This window comes from Ottowia sp. VDI28, assembly GCF_049532675.1.
In the GTDB taxonomy this organism is placed as follows: domain Bacteria; phylum Pseudomonadota; class Gammaproteobacteria; order Burkholderiales; family Burkholderiaceae_C; genus Ottowia.
Genome location: NZ_CP149820.1, coordinates 2,429,062 through 2,452,570, shown reverse-complemented (window position 1 = coordinate 2,452,570; position 23,509 = coordinate 2,429,062). Strand labels below are relative to the sequence as shown.

19 protein-coding genes are annotated in these 23,509 nt (G+C 60.4%); 12 read left to right on the top strand and 7 right to left on the bottom strand.

Going from position 1 to position 23,509, the window contains the following annotated elements; genetic code table 11:
- Positions 1-94: 94 nt before the first annotated feature.
- The 8 genes from WJU18_RS11725 (at position 95) to WJU18_RS11690 (ending at position 8,749) form a co-directional block, all read left to right on the top strand.
- The gene (locus WJU18_RS11725; RefSeq protein WP_423460227.1) at positions 95-1,786 is read left to right on the top strand and encodes an MFS transporter; all 1,692 of its coding nucleotides are present in this window, start codon (positions 95-97) and stop codon (positions 1,784-1,786) included.
- Between the two features lie 156 nt (positions 1,787-1,942).
- Positions 1,943-2,404, top strand: coding sequence for a nuclear transport factor 2 family protein (locus WJU18_RS11720; protein ID WP_423460226.1), 462 nt, complete (start codon positions 1,943-1,945; stop codon positions 2,402-2,404).
- A 45-nt stretch (positions 2,405-2,449) separates the two neighbouring features.
- On the top strand, positions 2,450-2,899 hold the full coding sequence (locus WJU18_RS11715; protein ID WP_423460225.1) for a nuclear transport factor 2 family protein: 450 nt from the start codon (positions 2,450-2,452) through the stop codon (positions 2,897-2,899).
- A gap of 10 nt (positions 2,900-2,909) precedes the next feature.
- A complete protein-coding gene (locus tag WJU18_RS11710) occupies positions 2,910-4,577 on the top strand; it encodes a thiamine pyrophosphate-binding protein (RefSeq protein WP_423460224.1) in 1,668 nt (555 codons plus the stop codon).
- A gap of 32 nt (positions 4,578-4,609) precedes the next feature.
- Positions 4,610-5,758, top strand: a complete 1,149-nt coding sequence (locus WJU18_RS11705; RefSeq protein WP_423460223.1) for an amidohydrolase family protein — start codon at positions 4,610-4,612, stop codon at positions 5,756-5,758.
- 40 nt (positions 5,759-5,798) lie between these two features.
- The gene (locus WJU18_RS11700; RefSeq protein ID WP_423460222.1) at positions 5,799-6,764 is read left to right on the top strand and encodes a tripartite tricarboxylate transporter substrate-binding protein; all 966 of its coding nucleotides are present in this window, start codon (positions 5,799-5,801) and stop codon (positions 6,762-6,764) included.
- 14 nt (positions 6,765-6,778) lie between these two features.
- Positions 6,779-7,675, top strand: coding sequence for an isocitrate lyase/PEP mutase family protein (locus tag WJU18_RS11695; RefSeq protein WP_423460221.1), 897 nt, complete (start codon positions 6,779-6,781; stop codon positions 7,673-7,675).
- Positions 7,676-7,744: 69 nt separating this feature from the next.
- Positions 7,745-8,749 carry a porin gene (locus tag WJU18_RS11690; RefSeq protein ID WP_423460220.1) on the top strand — a complete coding sequence of 335 codons (1,005 nt, stop codon included), beginning with the start codon at positions 7,745-7,747 and terminating at the stop codon, positions 8,747-8,749.
- A gap of 58 nt (positions 8,750-8,807) precedes the next feature.
- Here WJU18_RS11690 and WJU18_RS11685 read toward each other — a convergent pair whose 3' ends face one another.
- The 7 genes from WJU18_RS11685 to WJU18_RS11655 all read right to left on the bottom strand — a co-directional run bounded on the left by WJU18_RS11685 (position 8,808) and on the right by WJU18_RS11655 (position 18,485).
- Positions 8,808-9,602: a sensor histidine kinase gene (locus WJU18_RS11685; RefSeq protein WP_423460219.1), complete on the bottom strand. Its 795-nt coding sequence runs from the start codon at positions 9,600-9,602 to the stop codon at positions 8,808-8,810.
- A gap of 397 nt (positions 9,603-9,999) precedes the next feature.
- Positions 10,000-12,219, bottom strand: a complete 2,220-nt coding sequence (locus tag WJU18_RS11680) for an IPTL-CTERM sorting domain-containing protein (protein ID WP_423460218.1) — start codon at positions 12,217-12,219, stop codon at positions 10,000-10,002.
- 289 nt (positions 12,220-12,508) lie between these two features.
- Complete coding sequence (locus WJU18_RS11675) at positions 12,509-13,783, bottom strand: IPTL-CTERM sorting domain-containing protein (protein ID WP_423460217.1); 1,275 nt, start codon at positions 13,781-13,783, stop codon at positions 12,509-12,511.
- A gap of 173 nt (positions 13,784-13,956) precedes the next feature.
- Complete coding sequence (locus tag WJU18_RS11670; protein ID WP_423460216.1) at positions 13,957-14,721, bottom strand: IPTL-CTERM sorting domain-containing protein; 765 nt, start codon at positions 14,719-14,721, stop codon at positions 13,957-13,959.
- On the bottom strand, positions 14,718-15,224 hold the full coding sequence (locus tag WJU18_RS11665) for a hypothetical protein (RefSeq protein ID WP_423460215.1): 507 nt from the start codon (positions 15,222-15,224) through the stop codon (positions 14,718-14,720). The genes WJU18_RS11670 and WJU18_RS11665 overlap by 4 nt, the downstream gene beginning before the upstream one ends.
- Before the next feature lie 373 nt (positions 15,225-15,597).
- Positions 15,598-17,790, bottom strand: a complete 2,193-nt coding sequence (locus WJU18_RS11660; RefSeq protein WP_423460214.1) for a hypothetical protein — start codon at positions 17,788-17,790, stop codon at positions 15,598-15,600.
- 68 nt (positions 17,791-17,858) lie between these two features.
- Positions 17,859-18,485 (bottom strand): DUF6923 family protein, encoded by a 627-nt coding sequence (locus WJU18_RS11655; RefSeq protein ID WP_423460213.1) that lies wholly within the window; start codon positions 18,483-18,485, stop codon positions 17,859-17,861.
- 598 nt (positions 18,486-19,083) lie between these two features.
- Here WJU18_RS11655 and WJU18_RS11650 point away from each other — a divergent pair.
- From WJU18_RS11650 to WJU18_RS11635, 4 genes are all read left to right on the top strand, one after another.
- A complete protein-coding gene (locus tag WJU18_RS11650) occupies positions 19,084-19,605 on the top strand; it encodes a response regulator (protein WP_423460212.1) in 522 nt (173 codons plus the stop codon).
- Positions 19,599-19,961, top strand: a complete 363-nt coding sequence (locus tag WJU18_RS11645) for a helix-turn-helix domain-containing protein (RefSeq protein ID WP_423460211.1) — start codon at positions 19,599-19,601, stop codon at positions 19,959-19,961. Before WJU18_RS11650 ends, WJU18_RS11645 begins: the two co-directional genes overlap by 7 nt.
- An 88-nt stretch (positions 19,962-20,049) precedes the next feature.
- Positions 20,050-21,687 carry a sensor histidine kinase gene (locus WJU18_RS11640; RefSeq protein WP_423460210.1) on the top strand — a complete coding sequence of 546 codons (1,638 nt, stop codon included), beginning with the start codon at positions 20,050-20,052 and terminating at the stop codon, positions 21,685-21,687.
- Positions 21,688-21,835: 148 nt separating this feature from the next.
- Positions 21,836-23,326 (top strand): sensor histidine kinase, encoded by a 1,491-nt coding sequence (locus WJU18_RS11635; RefSeq protein WP_423460209.1) that lies wholly within the window; start codon positions 21,836-21,838, stop codon positions 23,324-23,326.
- Positions 23,327-23,509 lie beyond the last annotated feature (183 nt).

Below are 23,509 nucleotides of genomic sequence, written 5' to 3'. Positions count from 1 at the left end.
AAGTGCGGATCGTACTGGAGCCATCGGCATAACGTGAAGGTTTTGACTGAGCCTTTCCATTTCCGCTCTCCAAGCAGCCCCACGTTCGGTCTGTATGAATCAGATTGATATCGGATATGACGAGACGCCTGTCCTGCGCACCAGTGCCGAGGGGGTGGGACACTCGATATGTCGCATTGATCTACCGTCCGGCATGATCCCGTTTACCCTTCCCGACGCGCTCTCTCCGCTGCGCAATCCGGTCTTCAGGATGTTGTGGATGACCTGGGCTGCCGCCAACATCTGTATGTGGATGAATGACATGGCGGCCGCCTGGCTGATGACCTCGCTGACGTCCTCAGCCAGTACGATCGCCCTCGTGCAGACGGCGGCCACCTTGCCGGTGTTCCTCCTCAGCATGCCCGGCGGCGCGCTGGCCGACCTGGTTGACCGGCGGCGCATGATGCTCGTCACGCAAGGCTGGACAGTGATCGTGGCGGCGCTCCTCGCCGCGTCGGCCTGGCTGCACCGGATCGACCCGCCGCTGCTGTTGGCCCTGGTATTTGCCAACGGAGCTGCCTTGGCCATGAGAGGTCCTGCTTTTCTTGCCATGGTTCCAGACATCGTGGAACGGCCGCTATGGCACAAGGCTTTCGCCGTCACCGCAGTGGCCTCGCATGGCGCGCGGGTCATCGGTCCGCTCCTGGCTGGCGTGCTGATCGCTGGCGCCGGCGTTCCCGCGGTGTTTGTCCTCAATGCGGTGATTGCCGTTGTCACCGGAGCTGCGCTGCTGCGCTGGCGCGGCCAGACGCCTGTGAATGTGCAAGCCTCGGATCTGCCACGCGAGCCGTTTCTGCGTGCGCTTCGCGTCGGCCTGCAGTATGCGGTTCATGCGCCGCGCATGCGCATGACGCTGCTGCGGGTGCTGGTTTTCTATGTGAATGCCGTGGGAATGCTGGCGCTGCTGCCTGTCCTCGTAAAGGGCCACTGGCAAGGGACTGCCGCGACTTACACGATCATGTTCGCCCTCATGGGAGCTGGTGCAACCGCAGCAAGTTTTCTACTGCCGCGGCTGCAGGCGCGCTGGGGAGAAGATGCGCTGCTCGTGACAGCCGTCATGGGCCATGCAGCAGCTACGGCCACCGTGGCCGCCGTAGCGGGGCCGTGGCAGGCGGCGCCAGCGCTGGTCGTCGCTGGAGCGGCCTGGCTGGTGGCCGGCAACCAGCTCATGACTTCGCTCCAATTCGCGCTGCCGGCGTGGGTACGGGCACGCGGGATTTCGATCTACCACACGGTGTTGATGGGCGCCAATGCGCTTGGGGCATTGCTCTGGGGCAGATGGGCAGATGCGGCCGGTGTGCAAACCAGCCTGGCTTGCGCCGCGGCGGCCACTGTGTTGGCCGCAGTTCTGGTGCACATCACTCGTGGTGGAAAACAACGGCCCGAAGACGTCGACCCGGCCGAGTTCGCACCGCCGCCGCGAATCGAGGGCACCGCTGCCGGCCGGGTGCTGACCACCATCGAATACAGCGTCACGCCGGAGTGTCTGACGGAATTCATGCGCGTCATGAAGGAAACCCGGCGCTCCCGCTTGTCCGCGGGGGCGTTCGGCTGGCGGCTTCTGCGCGACGCGTCCGACAGGCAGCGTTTCGTGGAAGTTTTCTCTGATAGCTCCTGGCTGGAAATGCGGCGCAGGATGCTGCGCTCGGTGGCCCAGGATGCCGCCCTGCGGGATCGGAGGCACGCCTTGCATACGGGACCTGGCAAGCCGCGCGTCCGCATGCTGTTGGGGTCCCCGACGGACTGACCCCCTCCTCGGGGCCGATTGGCGCACCACGCCCTGACCTTGCGGCTAGCCCATGAATGCGGCTCATATTGGATAGTCGCCCGGTGCTGTTGTGGCAAGCAGCCTGAGTTCCGACACTAGGGCCTGTTGATCCAAGACCTTGTCGCAGCCGCCCTTATGAGCCTCTCGCCCACCGATCTCCTTCTTGCCCGATCCGAGCTGTCGGACCTCGTGTGCAATGTCAACCGCCACTATGAGCTGCATCAATACGCCGCCATGGCGGCGCTCTATACCGAAGACGCGCACTATGCCAACTGGCGCGGCGACGTCGTTGGCCGCGCTTCCATCTTGCGGCTGATGCGGGATCGTGCGCCGGATCGGCTGGTCCGTCACGTGTTGAGCAACATCGTGATCGAGGTCGAGAGCGCGACCCGCGCTCGCGGCCTTTGCTACGTGACCGCCTTTCTCAATCCTCACGGGCACCCGGCCGCGAGGGCTGTTCCCCAGGACGGCCCGCCGGCTATCGCCGAATACCACTTCAGATTCCAGCGCGTGGATGGCCAGTGGCTGGTGGCCGAAAAACAGACCGTGGAAATCTTTGCTCCCAGGTTATTGGCGAACGATGGCCCAAGCCATTGATCGCCCGCCCTCTTTCCTTCACCTTTCACCACCAGCAGTATGCCCATGACCCAAGCCCAAACCCCTTTCGAAGCACAGTCCGAAATCGAACAGTTGATGTATCGGATGACCCGCTACTACGACAACCAGGACTACGGCAACATGCTCGCCCTGTTCTCGGAAGACTGCTTCTACAAAAGTGCATCCCGCGGCGAACTGAGCGGCAAGGCCGCCATCCTCGAAGGGATCTCGCAACGCCCCAAGAATCGCCTGGTTCGGCACCTCATCACGAACGTGATCTTCGATATGCAGGATGAGAACCATGCCTCGACCCAGTGCTACCTGGTCGGTGCCCTCAATGACGGCGGCCACCCGCTCAAACAGGCCGTTCCTTCGGTGGGAGCGCCTGCTTTCGGCGAATACCACATGAAATTCCGCCGCGAGAACGGCGTCTGGAAGATCACCGAGAAGGTGACCGTCGAGGTCTTCTTCGGCCAGCAAATCACGATTCGCTGAGGAGCTCTTCATGTATGGCTTCGAGCTCATCGCCCGCACGGTGGCCGACCTGGGCTTTCGCCAGGTCTTCGGCCTCATGGGATCGGGCAACCTGCCTTGGCTGTGCCATGGCGTCGACAACGGCTTGTTCGAGTATGTATCGGTGCGCCACGAGGCCAGCGCCGTCAATGCGGCCGCGGGGTATGCCCGCGCATCCGGCCGTGTGGGATTGGCCACCACCACCCAGGGCCCCGGCATCGGAAATGCTTTCACCGCCCTCACCGCCGCCGCACGCGACAACACGCCCATTGTCGTCTTGATCGGAATCCCCGCGCTCTCCAATCCCACAGCTCCTCAGCGCATGGATCATCGTACTTTCGTCGAACTCACCGGCGCGGCATTTCATCAGGTCGAGCAACCCGGAAAAATGGCCGGCGCCATCGTGCGAGCAACCCAGGCGGCCTACCAACAGCGTCGCCCGCAAGTAGTGGCCATCTACCATGACCATCAGGAAATGGAAGTCGCGGACCATGACATGCCATGGGTGCCTGCAAGCGTGCCGGAACTGGTTCGCATCTCTCCAGCGGCTGCCGATGTTTCCCGTGCCGTCGAGCTGCTGCTTCAGGCCCGCAAGCCTCTCATCCTGGCCGGCCAAGGAGCCGTCCATTCGGACGCCAAGGAGGCGATCCAGGCACTGGGACGCCATCTGGGCGCCGTGTACTGCCACAGCATGCTGGCGCAGAATTTCTTCGACCGCAGCGAGCCCGCGATCGGCCTGGTTGGTGTCTGCTCGCATCCGCAGACCGACCTCTGGCTGCGCGATGCCGACTGCGTCCTGGTGTTCGGCGCTTCATTGAACAACATCCAGACCAAGCGCCAGAAGCTGTTCGCGGACAAGCCGGTGATCCAGGTGGACAACCAGTTGCTCGGCACGCCAGATTTTCACCGCGTGGACGTCTCGGTGATCGGCGATGCCCAGTTGACCGCGCAGGCCCTGCTGAACGAACTGCTTGCTCGCCATGTGCCGGCGCGGCCTCCAAGGGCCGAGTTGCTGCCGCAACTGCAGGCCTTTCGCGCGCACCGCGAAAGTGATGATGTAAGCGACCACAGCGGCATCGACCCGCGCACGCTTTTTCTGCGCTTGAACGAGGCATTGCCGGCCGATCGGATGGTGGTCAGCGATGGCGGACGCTGCATCGAGACGCTGCATCACCTGATGCCCGCACGCGATGCACGCAGCTTTCTCTTCACTTCAGGCTTTGCGGCCATCGGCTTGAGCGTGGGGGAAGCTCTCGGCGCCGGTTATGCCACCCCAGGGCGGCCCTTGGTGATGTTCACCGGCGATGGCGCCTTCCTGATGAACGCGCAGGACCTCGACTCAGTGGTCCGTTATGGGCGCCAGATGCTGGTGTTCGTCATGAACGATGCCCAGTACGGCTCGGAAGCACGCCACCTGAACCATCTGCGCCACGCCGGGCACAAGCTCTCCATGGCGGCTGCGCAGTGGGAATACCGGTCTTATGAAGCGCTTGCCCGGGCCGTGGGAGGCTCCGGCGAAACCCTGCGCACCAAGGCCGATCTCGACCATTTCCAACTCACACCCGACAAGCTGCGCGGCCTCTACCTCGTCGACGTGCGCGTCAAGCCCGGCTTCGACGTCTGGGTGGAATGGTCGCCCAAAAAGCTGGGGCTGGGCTGAGCCAGCCCGAACAAACACGCAGGAGACAATTCATGAAGCAACGCTGTATTTCCGCCGATTCCCACATCGACATGTCGTGGCTGCCGCCGGCACTGTTCACCGAGAACGCACCGATGCAAATGCGCAGCCGGATGCCCTTTCAGGAAGAAACGCCGCAGGGCTGGCGCTGGACCACCCGCTCGGGCCTGCACCTTGGTTTCGCATGTGCCTTGGGGGCCACCGGCCGTCCCTACGAGCCGGGCAAGATCCAGCGCGCCGACCGGATGGCCGAGCAAGGGCTGTTTTCGGACGGCGCCAAAGGGATCCGGCGCATCTCCACTCCCGAGTTGCGGGTCAAAGATCAGGAACTCGACGGCGTGGACGGTGAGGTGCTTTACGGGATCCTCGGCATGTCAGACCGGCTGAAGGACGAAGAAGCTTCAGTCGTGATGCTTCAGATCTACAACGACTGGCTCCGTTCCTTTTGCGCTTATGCGCCGTCACGCCTGCTCGGACTGGCGAACATTCCCTGCCATACCCCCGAGATGGCGCTGAAAGAGGCGCAACGGGTCGTGGCGCTCGGTGGCTTCAAGGGCCTGGACATGGCTGCGGCCGCCCCCAGCGCCAAACCCTATTACCACCCTGACTGGGATCCGTTTTGGGCTTTCGCGAACGAGACGCGGCTGCCGGTGCACTTCCATACTTTCGGCCCGGAGATGCCCGACATGACGGGCTGGGATGCCGCCACGAAGGAAGGCGCGCGAGGCGCGGCCTTCGCCTGCGGCCAGATCTTCCGCGCCGCGCGCGTTCTCACGGGACTGGTGATGGGGCGCGTGCTGGAGCGCTTCCCGCAAGTGCGGATCGTGTTCGCAGAGTCCGGCATCGGCTGGATACCCTACATTCTCGATCGACTCAACTGGAGCTACGACGAGGAGTTCCGCCACACCATCGCGCTGTCTCTGCGGCCGTCCGAGTATTGGTACCGGCAATGCCATGCCTCATTCCAGACAGAAGAGTCGGCTCTGCCGGTGCTGCGCCACGCCGGCTACGACAACATTCTCTGGGCCTCCGATTTTCCGCATCCGGACGGCATCTGGCCCGACTCGCAGCGGTATATCCAGAAGTTGTTCGGTGACCTTGATCCCCATACACGGGACAAGCTGGCATACGGCAATGCAGCCCGTCTGTACGGCCTGCAATAGTCCACAGCCGCACTCGACACACTAAAAAGAGGAGACATCAATGCTCAAACGCAGAACTTTCTGCGGGGCTGCCGCCACCATCGCGGCCGTGCCCCTGATCAGCCGCGCACAACCGGGCCCCGCACGCGTGGTCATCGGGTTCGCGCCCGGTGGTCAGGGCGACGTCCTTGCGCGAAGGCTAGCCGACATGCTGCGCGCCAGTGGCTATGCGACCACCGCGATCGTGGAGAACAAGCCGGGTGCGGGCGGCCGGCTGGCGTTGGATCTGGTCAAGGCGGCGCCTCCCGACGGTTTGACAATGCTGCTGGGACCCGCCTCGGTAATGACCATTCTCCCGAATGCCTATGCGAAACCTCCGTTTGATCCGTTCACGGACTTCGCGGCTGCCGGCGCTGTCAGCGACATGGATTTCGTCTTCACGGTCAACGCGAAACTACCGGTGACAAGCTTCCAACAGTACTTGGAACTGGCACGCAGAGACCCCCTTGCCGCTCGCTACGGCACCGGCGGCATTGGATCGGGGCCTCATATCCTGGGCTATCTCATAGGCCGGGAGACCGGCACCAAAATCGAACACGTACCTTACCGAGGCGGCCCCGCGGCTTTCCAGGACCTGATGGGCGAGCAGATCCCGGCCACCATTGCCGCGCTTAGCGAACCTATCGTGCGCAACCACAAGATAGGCCGCCTGCGGGTGCTCGCGACGGCCGGACGCAAGCGATCTGTCTTCCTGCCTGAGGTTCCAACCCTTCAGGAGCTGGGATACGCCAAGCTCGAGATGACAGACATGAATGCCGTCTGGGTGCCTGGCCGTACCCCTGCGGCTCAGTTGGAGCGGTTGTCGCATACGGTGCGGGAACTCGCGCAGGACAGCACCTTCCTCAGCAAGTTCAGCATGGAGCCGCTTACGCTGGGTCCCGATGCCCTCACCCGGCGCCTGAAAGCCGAGCACGAGGTGATGCGAGCTTATGTCAAGGCCATCGGCTTCACGATCACAACCCCTTGAGCCTTGGAGTACTCATGACCGCAGTTCCACGTCTGCGCGAATTGCTCGCGCATCCAGAAACGCATTTCATCCTCGCTTGCTATGACGCGCTCTCTGCCCGGATGATCGCCCAGGCTGGCTATCCGCTGGCGTTTCTCAGCGGCTACGCCGTCTCGGCCACGCGTCTGGGCTTGCCCGATATAGGCTATAGCACGCTGACCGAAGTGGCCTCCCAGGTCCGTGACATCTGCGGCCCCCTGCCGGGCTTTCCGCTGATCGCCGACGCGGACACCGGCTACGGCAATGCCATGAACGCGCGGCGCACGGTTGTCGAGTTCGCCCGCGCCGGGGCCGCCGCATTGCTGCTGGAGGATCAGTTCACCCCCAAGAAGTGCGGACACATAGGGCCGCGCGCCGTGATTTCCCGGCAGGAGGCCCGTCTGAAGATACGCGCCGCCGTGGAAGCCCGCCGTGAATCAGGCCATGACATCGTCATCGTGGCCCGCACGGATGCACGCCGCCTGCTCGGTTTCGAAGAAGCGCTCAAGCGCTGCCTCGATTTCCAGGAAGAAGGTGCCGACATGGTGTTCATGGAAGCGCTGCAGGACATCGGCGAAATGGAGCGCTTCGTGAACGCGATGGCAATCCCCACCTGGGGCAACAACTCGCGCGGACAGGAAAACCATATGAGTTATCTGCCGCGCGCAACCTTGCGCCATATCGGTTTTCGCATCGTCACCGATCCCACGCTGCTGTTCAGCGTGGCTCATGCGGTCCGGCAGCACCTCGAGGCGCACCGCGCCGATGACGAAGCCGCTTATCCACCCCAGCTCACTTTCGCCCAGATGAATGCCATTCTGGGACTGGCCGATCACACGGCCACCGAGAACCGGTACGCGCCAGCGGCCGAAGACACCGTTCGAGTTTCGTGAGATATCCCCCAGCGGGATGAACCCAGCGGTGCCGCAGAGCCCCGCGATTTCAATAGAGGAGTGAGACCCATGCAACTTCGGACATTCGTTCCGGTGGCGCTTTCGTTCGCCTGCACGTGCGCTGCGGCGCAATCATCGGTCGTGATCTTTGGCCGCGTTGATTTGGCCATGCGGAAAACCTGGGGCGACTCGACCCAATCCGGGCCGGGCGGCCTATCGGCCAAGAATGCCACCCAGATGGTACCGGGATCGCGAAACCGCTGGGGTATCCGCGTGGACGACGATCTTGGCAACGGCTGGCGCTCACATGTTTTTCTCGACGCCACCTTGATCCCTACCGACGGCTCCACCGCGCCGACCTTCTACGATGGCCGCTCGACGCTTGGTTTTTCACACCAGAGTTACGGACGGGTGGATTTCGGCCGCATGGACCAGCCCGCCTTGTACACCTCGCTCGACTTCGATCCCTGGCAAGGCGACACGCTGGGCCAGGCGGGTGCCTGGAGCTACCTGCGGGTGAATCCGACCGGCGCCCCCAATCCTGCAGGATTGCCCGCTGCACCAGCCGACTTCTACAGCTTCAAATCCAACAACAGCATCAACTATGCCTCGCCGGTCATGGCGGGCTTTCAGTTCCGGCTGCAATATGCCATCTCGGGGACCGACGGCACCAAGGACTCGCGCGGCTTCAACCTGACCTATCGCAATGGCCCTTTCTATACGGGGATCGCCCATCAACGCTGGAACGAAAACCACTACTCGACCCCGATGGGTGCGATGTACGACTTTGGTCTCATCAAGCTCATCGCCGCCTACGCCACCGGCAAGCGCAACGGCAACAGCGAAAACAATCGCCTGATCGGCTTTACCGCCCCACTGGCTGGCGGTGAACTGCGTGGCATGGTTGAGCGCTATACCCTGGCTCAGGGAACTCAGCACGATCGCAAATGGTCGGTCGGCTACTTCTACCCCCTCTCCAAGCGGACGACCCTCTACAGCAATTATGCGAACGCCAGGTTCGACAACGGGACCGGGCGTTCCGGCTTCGAAGCGGGGATGAAACACACGTTCTAAGAGGTCGCCGCATGGCGAAACTCATAGGAACGGACTAGCGATGGAGCAAGGCTCCATATCAGGAATATTCGGCCACGCTGTCGTGTGTGGCCGCATGCCTTTGCGGCTGAGATGGCCGCGGCAACATCAGCGTAAAGCAGGTACCCCCTCCCGGCAAGAGCATCACGCGTACATCACCGCCGTGCAATCGGGCCACGCGCCGGGCCACCCATAGTCCCAATCCGAAGCCGCGCGTCTGATCCACGCGGTCCCCACGCTCGAAACGGCCGAATATGTGCGAAGCATCTTCCGGCGAGAGCCCAGGGCCTTCATCAGCGACCGAGAGCTCCAGTTGGCCTTCTCCATTCTGCTGTGCGCACACCGTGACTTCTCCTGCGTCAGCATGCTTGACCGCGTTGTCGACCAGATTCGATAGCGCCATGTGTACCAGCGTCGGATCACATGGCCAAGTGGCAGGCGCATCCTGGATCAGCAAGCGTAGCCGGTGGCGGTTCGACCAGCGCACGAGCTGTGCGGCGTCCTCTGCCAGCGCCGGCACCATGGCCTGGCTGATACGCAGCCAAAAACGGGGGGCATCCAGCCGCTCGCTCACCAGGTAGTTTTCTACAAGCGCCGTCAGCCTCCGGCACGCACGGCGAATCTGAGTGGCTCGCCCCACTTGCGCGGACACGTCGGAGTCAGGAAACATGGCTTGCTCGGTGGCAGCGCTGTCAATCACAGTCAACAAGGTGCGGAACTCATGGTTCACCATGTCGAAAAACTGGCGCTGCTCCCGCCGCAGCAGGCGTTCGCCTTCCAGCGCCGCCTGCAGGGCATTGCGGGACCGCAGCAACTCTTCGGTGCGTAGGCGCACGTGCTCCTCCAGCGAATGCTCCGAGAGCGCCAGCGGCTCCATCCGCCCCGCTTGCCGCCTGTCTTGATCAAGTGAGTTGATGATGCTTGCTCCATGAACCGGAAGTGAGGCTACACAAGGTTTTCGCCCCCCGGTCCGAGCGAAAACATAAATATCCACAGGAAAATTTACAGAAGCAGAGAGTTTGATCTGTTTGTTTTTTAAAAAAATTATTTGCACCAATACTCTTTGCATTCATTTTCAAAAGACACCGTGACTAAGTTCACAAGCATCGGAAAGCTGGATTTCAATCCTGCGGGCCACAAAGAAAAACCGCGTTGCCCCTACCAAGGGACAACACGGTTTTCGCAAAATCCCCCAGGCGATGCCGGGGGTAGATCATTCACAACATCGCTGCCTACTGGGCACTGCCGCGACGGCGGAAGCCCAGCACGCCCAACAGGGTGGCCAGCAAACCCAAAGCCCAGGTTTCCAGCGTAGGCACGGCTGCGACCGTCCTCGGCAACGCCGTCACCTGCACCGACTGGCTCGCCCGATCGGCCGGAGTGAAGTAGGCATTGCCTTCCTGGTCTGCAGCGATCGAGCACGTACCACTGCTCAGCACCTGCACAGAAGTGCCCGTGACCGTACAGACAGCAGGTGTCAGGCTGCTGTAGGTGACAGGCAGGTTCGAAGTAGCCGTGGCTGTTGGCGCAATCGCAAAAGAGCTGCCGGTCACGATGGTCTGCGTACCGCTGGTTTGGGCAGGGAAATTAATCGTCTGCCCACTTTGCACCACCACGCTTTGAGTCACCTGGGCAGCCGCATTGAAATGAACCGGGCCTACATCGCCGCCCGGCTGATTAGCCGCAATCGTGCATTCGCCGCCAGTCAATGGTGTTACGGTAGTGCCCGAAACCGTGCACACGGTAGGCGTCAAGCTGCTGTAAGTCACAGCCAAGCCCGAACTGGCCGTCGCTACCGGGTCAATGCTGAAAGCACCATCCGCTGCGTTCTTCGGACTTGTCTGAGCCGGGAAGATGATGCTCTGGTCTGGTGGCGCGTCGATCTGAATGCTTTGCTGCACAGGCTGCGCGGCGGTCACGTCGTACGTAATGGTGTTGATCGTCTGCTGCCCTTCAGCGGCATCGGCTTGAATCGTGCACAGGCCTGTGACGGCAGGAACAACAGTGCTCACCGCACCCGTGGTGGGATTCACCGTGCATACCGTAGTGGTCAAGCTCGTGTAGGTCACCGGCAGGTTCGCACTGCTGGTGGTAGGCGGTGTGGGAGACCAGGCAACGGAAGCGCCATTGATCGCCGAATACACCGCCGGTTCTGGCGCCTGGAAGTTGATGACTTGCGTGGTCGGATCCAGTTCCGCCAGGCGGGCAATGCCGCGGCGGGCCATGCCGGCCACACTGGTGAATTTACCGCCGATATAGACTGTGCCGTCGTCATTGGGCAGCACCGCCCACAGCCAGCTGTTGGCGCTGTTGGACGTATCAAATTCGGTGTCGAGCGTGCCGTCGGCGTTGAAGCGCGCGATGCGTATGCGCTGGGCATCGGTGCCGACTGTGGCATTGGTGTCAGCATCACGCTGGCCGGCAACGCCGAAATCACCACCGATCACGATCTTCTGCTCTCCTCCCACGCTCTGCAGCGCAATCGAAGAGGCCCACCAGTTGACAAAAGAGTTAAACGTCGTGTCTGGCGTACCATCGGTATTCAGGCGCGCCATCCGCCAGTGGTACTTGCCCGTATACGTATGGGTGCCCCCTGCATACAGGATCTTGCCATCGTTCTGTACCGCCAACTGGTAAACGGGGAAGGAACCATCCCAGGCCCCGTTGACTACTCCGGCTGCGCCGCCATTCGGAACGAAGGTCGTGTCGAGCGTGCCGTCCGTATTCAAGCGAGCCACGCCGCGGATGTCGGTGCCCTGAATATTCGTGAACGAGCCGGAAATCAGGATCTTTCCGTCGCTTTGCAGTTTCACGTCCTCGATATTGCCGTTGGAGCCCGTCCCCACATTGAAGGAGGTATCCAGCGTGCCATCTGCATTCAGGCGGGCGATGCGATTGCGGGCCACGCCGTCGATCGCGGTGAAGTACCCGCCAATGACAATCTTGCCGTCAGATTGAACCGCGATGCCGCGCACGTTGTGATTGGATTTCACCGTGCCGGCTGGCGCGGGCTGGAAGCTGGTATCTACCGTGCCGTTTGGGTTCAAACGGGCGATGCCCCAGGAAGTAGTGGTCGTACCGCCTGCGGGAGTGATGTAATGGAACTGGCCGCCGATCAGGATTTTCCCGTCACTTTGAATGGCGATGGCTTTCACGAACTCGTCAGTCGCCACCTTGAAGCTGGTGTCCAGTGAATCATCCGCATTGAAGCGGGCAACCCCTTGGTAACCCGCCTGCCCTTCAACGGTATTGAACAGGCCGCCAATCACCAGCCGGCCGTCGCCATCCTTGACCATCACCATGGTTTCAAGGTTGGATCCTCCATTGTTGGCAAAGTTGTCAGGTACGTACATGGCGGCATTCGCCATGCTCAAGGTACAAGCCAGAACTGCGGCCGGCACGGCCTTCAGAACGGCACGTGAACCACCGAAATGCTTTTCAAACAACCCCATATACCCTCTCGTTTCTTGAAAAATTCAGAGCAACCCGACTGCAGATTACTTGCGAGAGGATTTATACAGAAGCTGAGAATATTCAATTTTTATTTTCTACAAATTTCTTTGATTTATGTCGATAACAATCAAATACTCAATAAGCGCGGACAAATAACAAATCCATCGAGGACATTCAAGTCAACTACCACAGTGCCAGATTCGACAAAGGCAGCAGACGATCCGGCTTGGAAGCCGGAGTGAGGCACATGCTGCTGAGAGCGTGCCTATGATCTCAGAAGTCGCGGTATTACAGGGTCCTGCGACGGCGCAAGACCTTTCCAGCCAGTCCTGCCAGCGCGGCGGAAAGCAGCATCAGCGCCCATTCCCCCATTGTGGGCACAGCGGCGGGCGCAGGCAGTGGAGCCAAAGCGAAGCTCATGCGCACCAAGCCAGGCGAGCCTGCCTGCCCGGCGGCGCCGCCATTGCCCACACTCTCTACCGCCGGACCACCGGCCGTACCACCACTGGCGCCGCTACCGTCGTCCCCGCCGTCACCACCAATGCAAGCAGTCAAACCGGCGAGCACGCTGCCAGCCGTGCCGGACATGCCCATATCCCCCGCTTCCCCAAGCGATCCAGGCAAGCCATCCAGCGGTCTGGCCTGAGTGCCAGGGTTACCCAGCGGCCCCGCAGTACCACCCGCACCGGCAGCGCCACCGTCACCCCCCGCACCGGCAGCGCCGCCCGCACCGGCCGTCACACCATTGCCCCCAGGGCCGCCGATACCGCCCTTGCCTCCTGGCCCGCCGCTGCCGCCATCGCCGCCGTTTCCGCCAGTACGGTAGATATAGGCATCAGGCGGATTGCCCAGCTCACCCAGGTCTCCGCCGGTACCACCCGCGCCGCCTGGGCCACCCGCACCGCCTTTGCCCCCGGCGCCGCCTGCGCCGCCCGCAATGCCGTCACCGCCTGAGCCTCCCAAGCCACCGGAACCGCCTCCGGACGGCGGCTTTCCGGACTTCCCTGTGCCGCCACGCGATGGGTTGTTCGGATCGTTGGTCGCGGTATCGCCCGTGTTACCTGTGTCTCCCTTCCCGCCCGATAAGCCGGTGGGACCAATGCCGCCTACGCCGCCCACGCCGCCCTGTGCAGCGCTCGCACCAGTGCCCGCGCCACCCGATCCGCCTGGGGCCGCATTGCCGCCGCCACCGCCACCATTGGCAGTGACGCCCGACAAGCCTCCGCCCGTGACCGACGAAATACCGCCGCCGCCGGCAGAAACAGCCGCGGTGGCGGCTGCTCCGGCCCCTCCGGTCTGCACGACCAGGGAGGCCCCCGCTGCCACCGTCCTCGTGACCTTGCAGTAACCGCCACCGCCACCTCCGCCGCCGGTAAAAGCGCCCGAAGTAAACCCGCCACCTCCGCCGCCGCCCCATACTTCAATCGTGACGCGGTTGAAACCCGCAGGCACGGTGCATGTGCCGGGTGCGTTTATGCCTTCGACGCAATCCGCGGCCATGGCATGGCCTGCCATTCCGAGACAAAGCAGGGATACTGCCTTGGCGCATTTGGATATCTTCATTCTCTCCTCCATCTGAATAAAAAGTGAACGCAATCCTTGCTGCGGCCAAGACGCTCAGCACTCCACGTGGTCGCCATAAGCGACTACGCGGTTTCTCAAAAATCTGCCCTTCAGTGATCCACGCTAAGCCAAAACGAAGCATGCCCTCCGCGGGATCGGCTGTCCCGGTTGCGCTACAAGGCCTTTCGACGGCGCAAGACCTTTCCAGCCAGTCCTGCCAGCGCGGCAGAAAGCATCATCAGCGCCCATTCCCCTAGCGTAGGAATGGCTGTGGGCGCAGAAAGCGGTGGAACCGCAGTGAAGCTGAGGCGCACTGTGCCAGACGAGCCCGCCTGCCCCGCGCCGCCGCCGTTGCCCGCGCCAACCGCAGGACCACCCGCAGCACCACCGCTGGCATTGCTGCCATTGCTGCCCCCTTCACCGCCAGCGCAAGCCGTCAGATCCGCGAGCGTGCTACCGGCCGTGCCGGACATACCCCGCGGAGCGGGTAAACCGTCTTTTCCAGGGTCGCCGTCCGTAGGATCCGATGCCGTACCAGGATTGCCAATCGGACCTGCGAAGCCACCTGAGGCGGCAGTTCCACCCAAGCCACCGCTCCCCCAAGCACCACCCGCCCCAGGCGTTACACCGTTGCCGCCTGGACCGCCATTACCGCCTGAACCCCCTCCACCGCCTCCACCGCCCCCGCCGCCATCGCCGCCGGTCCGATAAATGAAATTCGGGGGGTTTTCGGTTCCGAGGTCACCGCCGTTGCCGCCCCTGCCGCCGTTGCCGCCCCTGCCGCCGCTACCGCCAGCACCACCCGTGCCGCCTGTAACGCCGTCGCCGCCCGCACCGCCTAGAGCACCAGCATCACCTGTTCCTCCTTTTTGCCCCTGCTCTCCCGTACCTCCGCGAGACGGATTGGCTGGCTGATCGGTGGCTGCTGGTCCAGTCATCCCTTGTGCGCCAGCCGCTGGCGTCGCCCCAAAAGCCCCCATCCCACCGGCCCCGCCTGTCCCCCCTGCGTGGCGCCCGCACCGCTACCCGCCCCGCCCGATCCCCCGGAACCCGCGTTTCCGCCGCCGCCGCCGCCGCTGGCGGTAATACCCGACACACCAGACCCCGTCACCGATGAAATACCGCCACCGCCCGCGGAAACGGTTCCTGTGGCAGCCGCGCCGGCCGCCCCCGCCTGCACAACCAATGACGCTCCAGCGGTCACAGCCACGATAGCCTTGCAATAGCCACCACCGCCACCGCCTCCACCGGTGTAAGAGCCGGAACTCAAGCCGCCACCGCCGCCACCGCCCCAGGTTTCAATCGTGATACTGGTAACACCTGAGGGCACCGTGCATGTTCCGGACGCATTGACGCCGTTGACGCAATCAGCAGCCATTGCATGGCCTGCAATCCCGAGGCATAGCAGCGAAGCCGCCTTGGCGCATTTGGATACCTTCATCTGTCATCCCTCTGATAAAAAAATGGACACAACCTTTGCTGCCACTTTCAGCGCGGAGATTTGAGACTTCCAAATCTGAGATTGCGGTTACGTGAGGGGCCTTTGCCCCGGTACTGCCGAAAACATAAATATTTACAAAATATACAAATCCTGAAAATCCAATTTGTTTGCTTTTATGCAAACAAATTTGCCTTCCATTTCTCCTCGATCGTTTTCCAAACAAACCGTGAACAAGTTCACAAAGTCACAAAGGCCGGAAAGCAGAATTTCAATCCGAACGGGCAAAAGAAAAACCGCGTTGCCCCACCAGGGGACAACGCGGTTTTTAAAAACTACCCTAGGTGAATCCTAGGGCAGATCATTCATTGCACTATCACTCAGCGCGCTTGCGGCGGCGCAGAGCCAAGCCACCGGCGCCGGCGCCCAGCAGGCTCAGCAAGCTCAGACCCAGAATGTCCAGGGTCGGAACCTGGGTGATCACCACAGGCGCATCGGTCAGCGTAATGTCTTGTGTGACACGTTCCGCAGCCGCATATTCGGCATTGCCCGGTTGGTCTGCTGCAATCGTGCAAACGCCGTTTCTCTTCGGCGTGACCGTGCCGTCAGACGTCACCGAGCAGATCGACTGCGTCAGGCTTGTGTAGACCACGGGAAGCAGCGAACTAGCCTGCGCGGCAGGGTCCACAGCAAAGGCGCCATCAGGCACTTTGCGGGATTCTTGCGCGAGGAAGGTAATTTCCTGGGTCTTGAGCAGTGTGATCTCCATGGTCTGCGTCACAGACGGTGCCGCGGAAATAGCGACCACATTGGTGGAGTCATTGGGATCCGTCCAAGTGCCCGCTGCGGCATTAGCCGTGATCGTGCAACTGCCGGCAACAGCCGGGGTCACCAACGTCACTGCGCCGGTGCTTGCGTTCACCGAACACACCCCAGGCGTCGATGTGGAATAGGTCACATCGATGTCGGCGCTGCTCTTGAGCGGAGGCGTTGGACTCCAGGCGACCGTAGAACCATTCGTTGCCGAATACACGCCAGGATTGGGTGCGCGGAAGTTAATGGTTTGCGTGCCCGTGGCTGGATCTGGTGCCGGCGCCTTGCAAGTAGCCGTGACCTTGAACTCGGCAATGGCACCCAGGGCACACACACCGCTGCCGCAGTCATTCCGGAGTTGTCCACCGTCCAACACCAGGCCGATGGTGTTGTCACCCACCTCAAAGCCAGGGATGGTCGCAGTGGTGAATGGCGAGGCGACGCTGCCGGTAAATCCACCGTAGCCGTCGGGCAGCAGATGTTTGAACGGTGTGTAGTGCGACGCCGCAGTTGCGGGTTTCACATACACACTGTCGCCCGTGTCATCAAAAGCAAAGCGGCCCGTGAGCTTGATGCTGTCCAGGTCCACGTTGTTGGCCACGGTGATGGCCTGATTCATCGTGAAGACGCTGCCGTAGTAGCCGAACTTGGTCTGACCCGTGGCTGCGGGATAAGGCACGCCTGGAAGGTCGGCAGTGCCAGGTGACGTGGTGCCGGGGCTGATCCAGCGAGCCGAGGTCTCCTGACCAGCGGCCAGCTTGGCCGGGTTGAACCAGCTGCGGTACTTGTAGTCGTCGAACAGCGGCTGCTCAGGTACGGTATTTTCCACCAGCGCACCGCTATCGGTACGCATGGCCCATTTCCAGTCGCGGGCGTTGGTGAAGAAAGGACCAATCTCAACAGGCGTGCCATCAGCAGCATCCGGCGCGCAACTCAGAACGGCTGAAGCCACTGGTTCGGGCTCCGTCAGGCAGTCTGCCGTGATCTGGAAATCGGCGAACAGACCGGTGGGGTTCCCTGCGCTCGTGGTGGGCGCATAGAAAGTGTTCACAACGGCAAAGCCGATGGTATTGTCACCATAGTAGAAACCCATCCCCGTGTTGGCGCCATCCACGGAAATGAGCGACGGAGCGCCAAACCCTCCGAACGATGCAGAAGTGCGAATCCAATCCGTGGCGCCCGAAGGGGTGGTGTCTGGTTTGACCAAAAGGTCCGTGCTGTCGTCAAAACCACCCGAGCCCGTCAGTTTGATCGAACTCAAATCCACATTGGGGCCAATGGTGATTTTTTCGTTGTAGGTAAAGGATACGCGCCGAGCAACCAGCGCACCGTTGGCCACATTGCCATCGGTGATGACAGCCGGGTAAGGTCCCGTGCCTGTATTGCCCGCGGCTCCGGTGGGGTATTGCGCATCGCCAAAAGACAGCCATTTGCCTTGCAGAGGCTGGCCTGCCAGCGCACCTGCGCTTGCGGGGTGCGTGGAGGTCGTCGGGTTGAACCAACCGCGCCACTTGTAGTCGTCCACGATCGCGGCCGCTGCGCCGGCGGGGGCGCTCACGTAGCGTGCGTCGGTAGACCATGTGGCCTTGGCGGTGCTAATGCGCAGCGGCGTCGCGCCGGGGCCGCACATGAGTTGCGCCGCCTGCACACCACCGGCCGCGGACATGGCCAGCAACGCAATGGAAAGCGCAGAGGCTACTCGACCCGCGCGCGAACCGCCCGGTCGTCTCCCTGCCAATCGTGAAATAGACTCCATAAAATACCTCCGAGGAAAAAGAATAAGAATGCAAAACCGCGAGCTACCAAGGCGCCTTGGCACCACCATCAACCAACATCGCTAAACAAAAGAAAAGCGCCTCCGCCCGCACCGCCCACCCGGGCCATGTCGGAAGCAGTGAAGGCCTGCGTTAAATTGATGGCCGTGGCGACTTTTGTTCCAGTGTTGATCGCATAGATCACATTGGTGCTGCCGAACGGCTTGACGTAGTACGTGCCATCAGTACCTACGGTGCCGTTGTTGTAGACAGGGCTCGCCGGCAGGCTCGTGACAGCGCCCAGATCGGCCGCCACGCCATCGGCCTGGTTCAGCGAAAACAGGTGATCACCAGCACTGTCCGTCCGCATGGCATACAGCACACCATCCGCCGGGGAATAGCCAAGCGCGTTATATGTGATGCTGGATGTGGCGCCGACAGCCTGAAAGGTCATCGGATTGGTCGTGGTGGAGATGAGATTGAGACCGGTGGGCGAATCTTGCGACAGGAAGAGCCGCCCATCGCATGCCACCTGTGCCGCGGCCATCAACGGGGCCGCCGTGCTGACCACAGCAAGTATTCGGAACGCGCCCCGCAATCCACTGGAAATATCACGCTGCCGCGTCATGGAAAGGGCTAAAGCCTTCTGGACCCCAGGCGAACCGCCGCGTTCTGCCAATTGGGAAACAATCCCCATATACCCCCCCGAGATAAAAGAAAAAAATCAACGCAGGCAATACTGCCCTGGCTCAGTCATCACGGAGCCTTGATGAGATGGATTTATTTCTCCTGCTCCTCCAACAGGAAGGGTGATTCATTGCATCGAGACAGCAATCCCCTTTTTTGCTGGTGAGCATTTCACCGAGATCAACATGGACACAAGTCAAAAAGCCATCCATAGATAGATCTGCAATTGCCAAATTCTCAGGCCACACCTTCCTCTATCGCCTTACCGCGAAGAAGCCAAGTAAAGACCAACGATTTTTATAGAGGTTATACAGAGATCAAAAGCCAAAAATTTTTGCTTTTTTCATTCATTCTTTGAATTTTTACAAGGCGAGCGCAAATTTTCATAAAAGTTCACAAAAAACAACAGCCATGCTAGTAGTGCTCTTCTTCGTCAAAGGTGTCATACGCATCAGCCCGATTCATCTATTTTTAGCTATCATACAAAAAATAACCATTGCTGACATATGGTTAAGCCACGTCACCACATCAAAGCGGCCCTCGCGAGTTGCACTAAAGCAAACAAAAAACATCAAAAACAAACAAAAAAGAACACGGATGTGTGACAATTGACCATCGTCAAGAATGCGAATGCAGTCCATGAACATATGAGCAACAACGAAGTTCAGCCTCCGCATATCTTGATAATCGATGACGACCCGGATCAACTCCGCCTTCTGGTGGCAGCGCTCCGCAATACCCCCTATCGCGTGAGCGTGGCACTTAATGGCGACCAAGGCTATGCAAGGGCGACGGTATTGCTGCCTGATCTGATCCTGCTGGATGTCCGCATGCCCGGGCGTAATGGCATCACGATCGCCCGCCTGTTGAAGACGAATCCGTCAACCCAGCATATTCCGATTCTGATTCTTTCCGCTCTTAATGACGAGCACGAGCGCTTGGCTGGCTTAAGAGCCGGCGCTGTGGACTTCATCAGCAAACCTTTTTTGTCGATGAAGTGCTCGAGCGGACACGCATCCACCTGGCACTCGCACAGAGAAAAGCACCCCCTGCCTTGGACGAAGCGGCTGCCAATCATGGTCAAAGCGAGACCTACCCGCCAACTCCGTTGCCCACCAATCTCATGTTGAAGCAGGTGGCCACGGAATTCATCCTGAACCACATTCACGACACTTCTCTGAAAAGCTCAGACGTGGCTTCGAGCATGGAGGTCTCGCTGCGGCGCTTGAATGCGGTATTCGAGGCCAGTGACGGCATATCGGTATTCGAATTCATACGTCAGGAGCGCATGCGCAGAGCCGCCTTGATGCTCGGGCAAAGCACCTTGGGCATTGCAGATATCTCAATAGAAGTCGGCTATGCCAATCCTGCCAATTTTGCGACCGAATTCCGAAAGTTCTGGGGAAAATCACCGACCCAGCTTCGAAGCGAATCGCAGGTAAATCCCGATTCACTGCAGCAGCTCATCTCAGTGAAATTCAATTAACTGAGCCGCACCAGCAGCGCTACCACTACCAGAAAACTGCGAAGACGCACTTTTTCATACACCTCGCATATCAACTTAACAAGCGAGCATGAACCTGAATCTGGCAACTGCTGCGTTTTTCAGCGCGTTGGTGGAGTTCTCTCTTTGCTTGGGCATGCTGGTGCTGTGGACCAGGGAAAAAGTACGCTATCTCGTTTACTGGAGTTGGGGTTTCCTGGTGTTCGGGGCCGGGTCTCTCTTGATCTCCATGAGAGACAAGGTCCCTGACTTTCTTTCCATCCTTGTCGCGAATTCCCTCCTGACCTCAAGCTCGGTTCTGTTTTATACAGGCATTTGCTTATTCTTCGGCCTGCGCCGGTCATGGTTGCCCTGGATGGTGGTGATACTCGGCCTGGAGGTCACCTTCCTGGCCTATTACGCCTACGTCATATACAACACATCAGCACGCGTCTATGTCTATAGCGCGGCCCAGGCATTGATCGTGCTGACCACGCTTGGAACTCTTTTCGTGGCAGGCCGGGAGCGAAAGAAAAGCCTCAATCCAGAAGTCGTGGTGGTGACCGTGTTGTTTCTGGTGGTTCATTGCGCGCGGATGCTGGGCAGCCCGTTTTTCCCCGCGCCGCAGGATTTTCTGGCCTCCGGCAATTTCCAGACCCTGATGGCCTTTGGCGTGATGTCGGTCCACATTGCCTATGCACAGGCATTTGGCAACATGCATGCGGCGGCCTTGAACGCAGAACTGAACGTGGCACTGGCCGATGCCAAAGTAAAGGACCGGCAGAAAGTCGAAGTCCTCGGCTATATCGGCCATGACTTGCGGGCGCCGCTGACCACGATCAGAGGGTATTCCGACCTCTTGCTTGCCGGTGCCTCTGAAGCACAGCGCAAGCTGCTGCAAACCATCCAACGCAGCGTCAAATATCAGCTCGGTCTGATCGACGAACTGCTGGGGTATGCGAAGTCCGAACTGCAACCTCTCACTGTCCAGGTGGCTGCCACTGACCTGCTCCCTCTGCTGGACGATATTTCCGAGTACGCCGTCGCGCTGTGCTCGCAGCAAAACAACCGCTTCCGCTACCACGTCTCCGAACAGCTGCCACGGCGGATCAACACTGACGGGAAGCGCTTGCAACAGGTATTGCTCAATCTGCTCTCCAATGCGGCCAAGTTCACGCACGATGGCACGGTGACTCTTTCAGTCACGGCCAAGCCAGAAGGAAGTGCCTGTGCCCTGTACTTCGCTGTCAGCGATACGGGAATAGGGATCGACCTGGACCAGAATGTCGATATCTTCGGCGCCTTCCAGCAGATACAGGCCACCAATGGCAGCACCGGTCTGGGCCTGTTCATCTCGCAGCGTATTGTCTCGGCCATGGGCGGGTCCTTGAGCGTGGCCAGTGTTCCGGGCCAAGGCACTACCCTCTCCTTCGCGCTGTCCGCGCCGATCGCCGCGGGATCAGATTCGGGCTGGTTCACGGTCCCGCCACGGAAGACAAATCCTCGCACCCCTTCTCCAGAACTCATCGTGCCCCGGCAAACCATGCCGGACGATCAGGCGTTGGAAGAACTCGCCAGCCTGGCGCTTCATGGCCGCTTCACCGATATAGAGCGCTGGATCGAATGCCATGCCGATGAAGCTGCCCACAGGCCATTCATTGCCCAGCTACGCGATCTGCTGGAGCGATTCGACTTTCCTGCGATACATTCGCTCACTTCGCGTCACTAACTTGGGTAGTGGCGGCCAGAGCGGACCGCGGCCACAAGGCTGGAGCGCCTGACAGCCAGCCCCGAGTACGAAGCCCAAACCACGGGCGCGCGTCGTAGACCGGCTGCTAAGTCGCTTGAATCGGCCATAGACACCAGGATAAGCAAAAATGAATTTGAATCTGGCAACTGCTGCATTTTTCAGCGCGCTGGTGGAGTTCGCTCTTTGCTTGGGCATGCTGGTGCTATGGACCAGGGAGAAAGCGCGCTATCTCATTTATTGGAGTTTGGGCTTCCTGGTGTTCGGGGCCGGATCCCTGCTGATCTCCTTGAGGGACAAGGTTCCTGACTTTCTTTCCATCCTTGTCGCGAATCTCCTCACGACATTGAGCTCAGTTCTGTTCTACATAGGCATCTGCCTATTCTTCGGCCGGCGCCGGTCCTGGTTGCCCTGGATGGTGGTGATACTCGGCCTGGAGGTCACCTTCCTGGCTTATTACGCCTACGTCATATACAACACATCAGCACGCGTCTATGTCTATAGCATGGCCCAGGCATTGATCGTGCTGACCACGCTTGGAACTCTTTTCGTGGCAGGCCGCGAGCGAAAGAAAAGCCTCAATCCAGAAGTCGTGGTGGTAACCGTGTTGTTTCTGGTGGTTCATTGCGCGCGCATGCTGGGCAGCCCGTTTTTTCCCGCGCCGCAGGATTTTCTGGCCTCCGGCAATTTCCAAACCCTGCTGGCCTTTGGCCTGATGTCGATCCATATCGCCTATGCACAGGCATTCGGCAACATGCATGCGGCGGCCTTGAACGCAGAACTTAACGTGGCACTGGCCGATGCCAAAGCAAAGGACCGGCAGAAAGTCGAAGTCCTCGGCTATATCGGCCATGATTTGCGCGCGCCACTGGCCACAATCAGCGGATACTCATCCCTTCTGCTTGCTGAAGCGCGCGACAATCAACGCAAGCTGCTGCAGACCATCCAACGCAGCGTCAAATATCAGCTCGGTTTGATCGATGAACTGCTGGGGTATGCGAAGTCCGAACTGCAACCTCTCACTGTCCAGGCGGCTGCCACTGACCTGCTCCATCTGCTGGACGATATTTCCGAGTATGCCGTCGCGCTGTGCTCACAACGAAATAACCGCTTCCATTACCACGTCTCTGACCAACTGCCGCGGCGGATCGACGCCGATGGGAAACGCTTGCAGCAAGTATTGCTCAATCTGCTCTCCAATGCGGCCAAGTTCACGCACGATGGCACGGTGACTCTTTCAGTCACGGCCAAGCCAGAAGGAAGTGCCTGTGCCCTGTACTTCGCTGTCAGCGATACGGGAATAGGGATCGACCTGGACCAGAATGTCGATATCTTCGGCGCCTTCCAGCAGATACAAGCCACCAATGGCAGCACCGGCCTGGGCCTGTTCATCTCACAGCGCATTGTCTCGGCCATGGGTGGGTCCTTGAGCGTGGCCAGCGTCCCCAGCCAAGGCACCACTTTCTCTTTCGCTCTCTCAGCGCCAATTGCCGCTGGATCAGCTTCAGGCTGGTTCGCCGTCGCTCAACGGGGAAAAAACCTCGCGCGCCCTCGCCAGAACTCGACACGCCCCGGCAGGCCATGCCGGACAGCCAGTCTCTGGAAGAGCTTGCCAATCTAGCGCTTGATGGCCGATTCACCGATATAGAGCGCTGGATCGAACGTCATGCGAATGAGGCCGCACATGAGCCTTTCATTGCCCAGCTACGCGAGCTGCTGGAACGGTTCGACTTCCCTGCGATACATTCGCTCACTTCGCGTCATTAAAACAATCACCATCGCTGCGCCTCGCCCTGCACTGCAC

Coding starts and splice junctions, on each gene's coding strand:
- WJU18_RS11725 (WP_423460227.1), top strand. CDS start 95: ATGAATCAGATTGATATCGGATATGACGAGACGCCTGTCCTGCGCACC.
- WJU18_RS11720 (WP_423460226.1), top strand. CDS start 1,943: ATGAGCCTCTCGCCCACCGATCTCCTTCTTGCCCGATCCGAGCTGTCG.
- WJU18_RS11715 (WP_423460225.1), top strand. CDS start 2,450: ATGACCCAAGCCCAAACCCCTTTCGAAGCACAGTCCGAAATCGAACAG.
- WJU18_RS11710 (WP_423460224.1), top strand. CDS start 2,910: ATGTATGGCTTCGAGCTCATCGCCCGCACGGTGGCCGACCTGGGCTTT.
- WJU18_RS11705 (WP_423460223.1), top strand. CDS start 4,610: ATGAAGCAACGCTGTATTTCCGCCGATTCCCACATCGACATGTCGTGG.
- WJU18_RS11700 (WP_423460222.1), top strand. CDS start 5,799: ATGCTCAAACGCAGAACTTTCTGCGGGGCTGCCGCCACCATCGCGGCC.
- WJU18_RS11695 (WP_423460221.1), top strand. CDS start 6,779: ATGACCGCAGTTCCACGTCTGCGCGAATTGCTCGCGCATCCAGAAACG.
- WJU18_RS11690 (WP_423460220.1), top strand. CDS start 7,745: ATGCAACTTCGGACATTCGTTCCGGTGGCGCTTTCGTTCGCCTGCACG.
- WJU18_RS11680 (WP_423460218.1), bottom strand. CDS start 12,219: ATGGGGTTGTTTGAAAAGCATTTCGGTGGTTCACGTGCCGTTCTGAAG.
- WJU18_RS11675 (WP_423460217.1), bottom strand. CDS start 13,783: ATGAAGATATCCAAATGCGCCAAGGCAGTATCCCTGCTTTGTCTCGGA.
- WJU18_RS11670 (WP_423460216.1), bottom strand. CDS start 14,721: ATGACTGGACCAGCAGCCACCGATCAGCCAGCCAATCCGTCTCGCGGA.
- WJU18_RS11665 (WP_423460215.1), bottom strand. CDS start 15,224: ATGAAGGTATCCAAATGCGCCAAGGCGGCTTCGCTGCTATGCCTCGGG.
- WJU18_RS11660 (WP_423460214.1), bottom strand. CDS start 17,790: ATGGAGTCTATTTCACGATTGGCAGGGAGACGACCGGGCGGTTCGCGC.
- WJU18_RS11655 (WP_423460213.1), bottom strand. CDS start 18,485: ATGGGGATTGTTTCCCAATTGGCAGAACGCGGCGGTTCGCCTGGGGTC.
- WJU18_RS11645 (WP_423460211.1), top strand. CDS start 19,599: ATGTTGAAGCAGGTGGCCACGGAATTCATCCTGAACCACATTCACGAC.
- WJU18_RS11640 (WP_423460210.1), top strand. CDS start 20,050: ATGAACCTGAATCTGGCAACTGCTGCGTTTTTCAGCGCGTTGGTGGAG.
- WJU18_RS11635 (WP_423460209.1), top strand. CDS start 21,836: ATGAATTTGAATCTGGCAACTGCTGCATTTTTCAGCGCGCTGGTGGAG.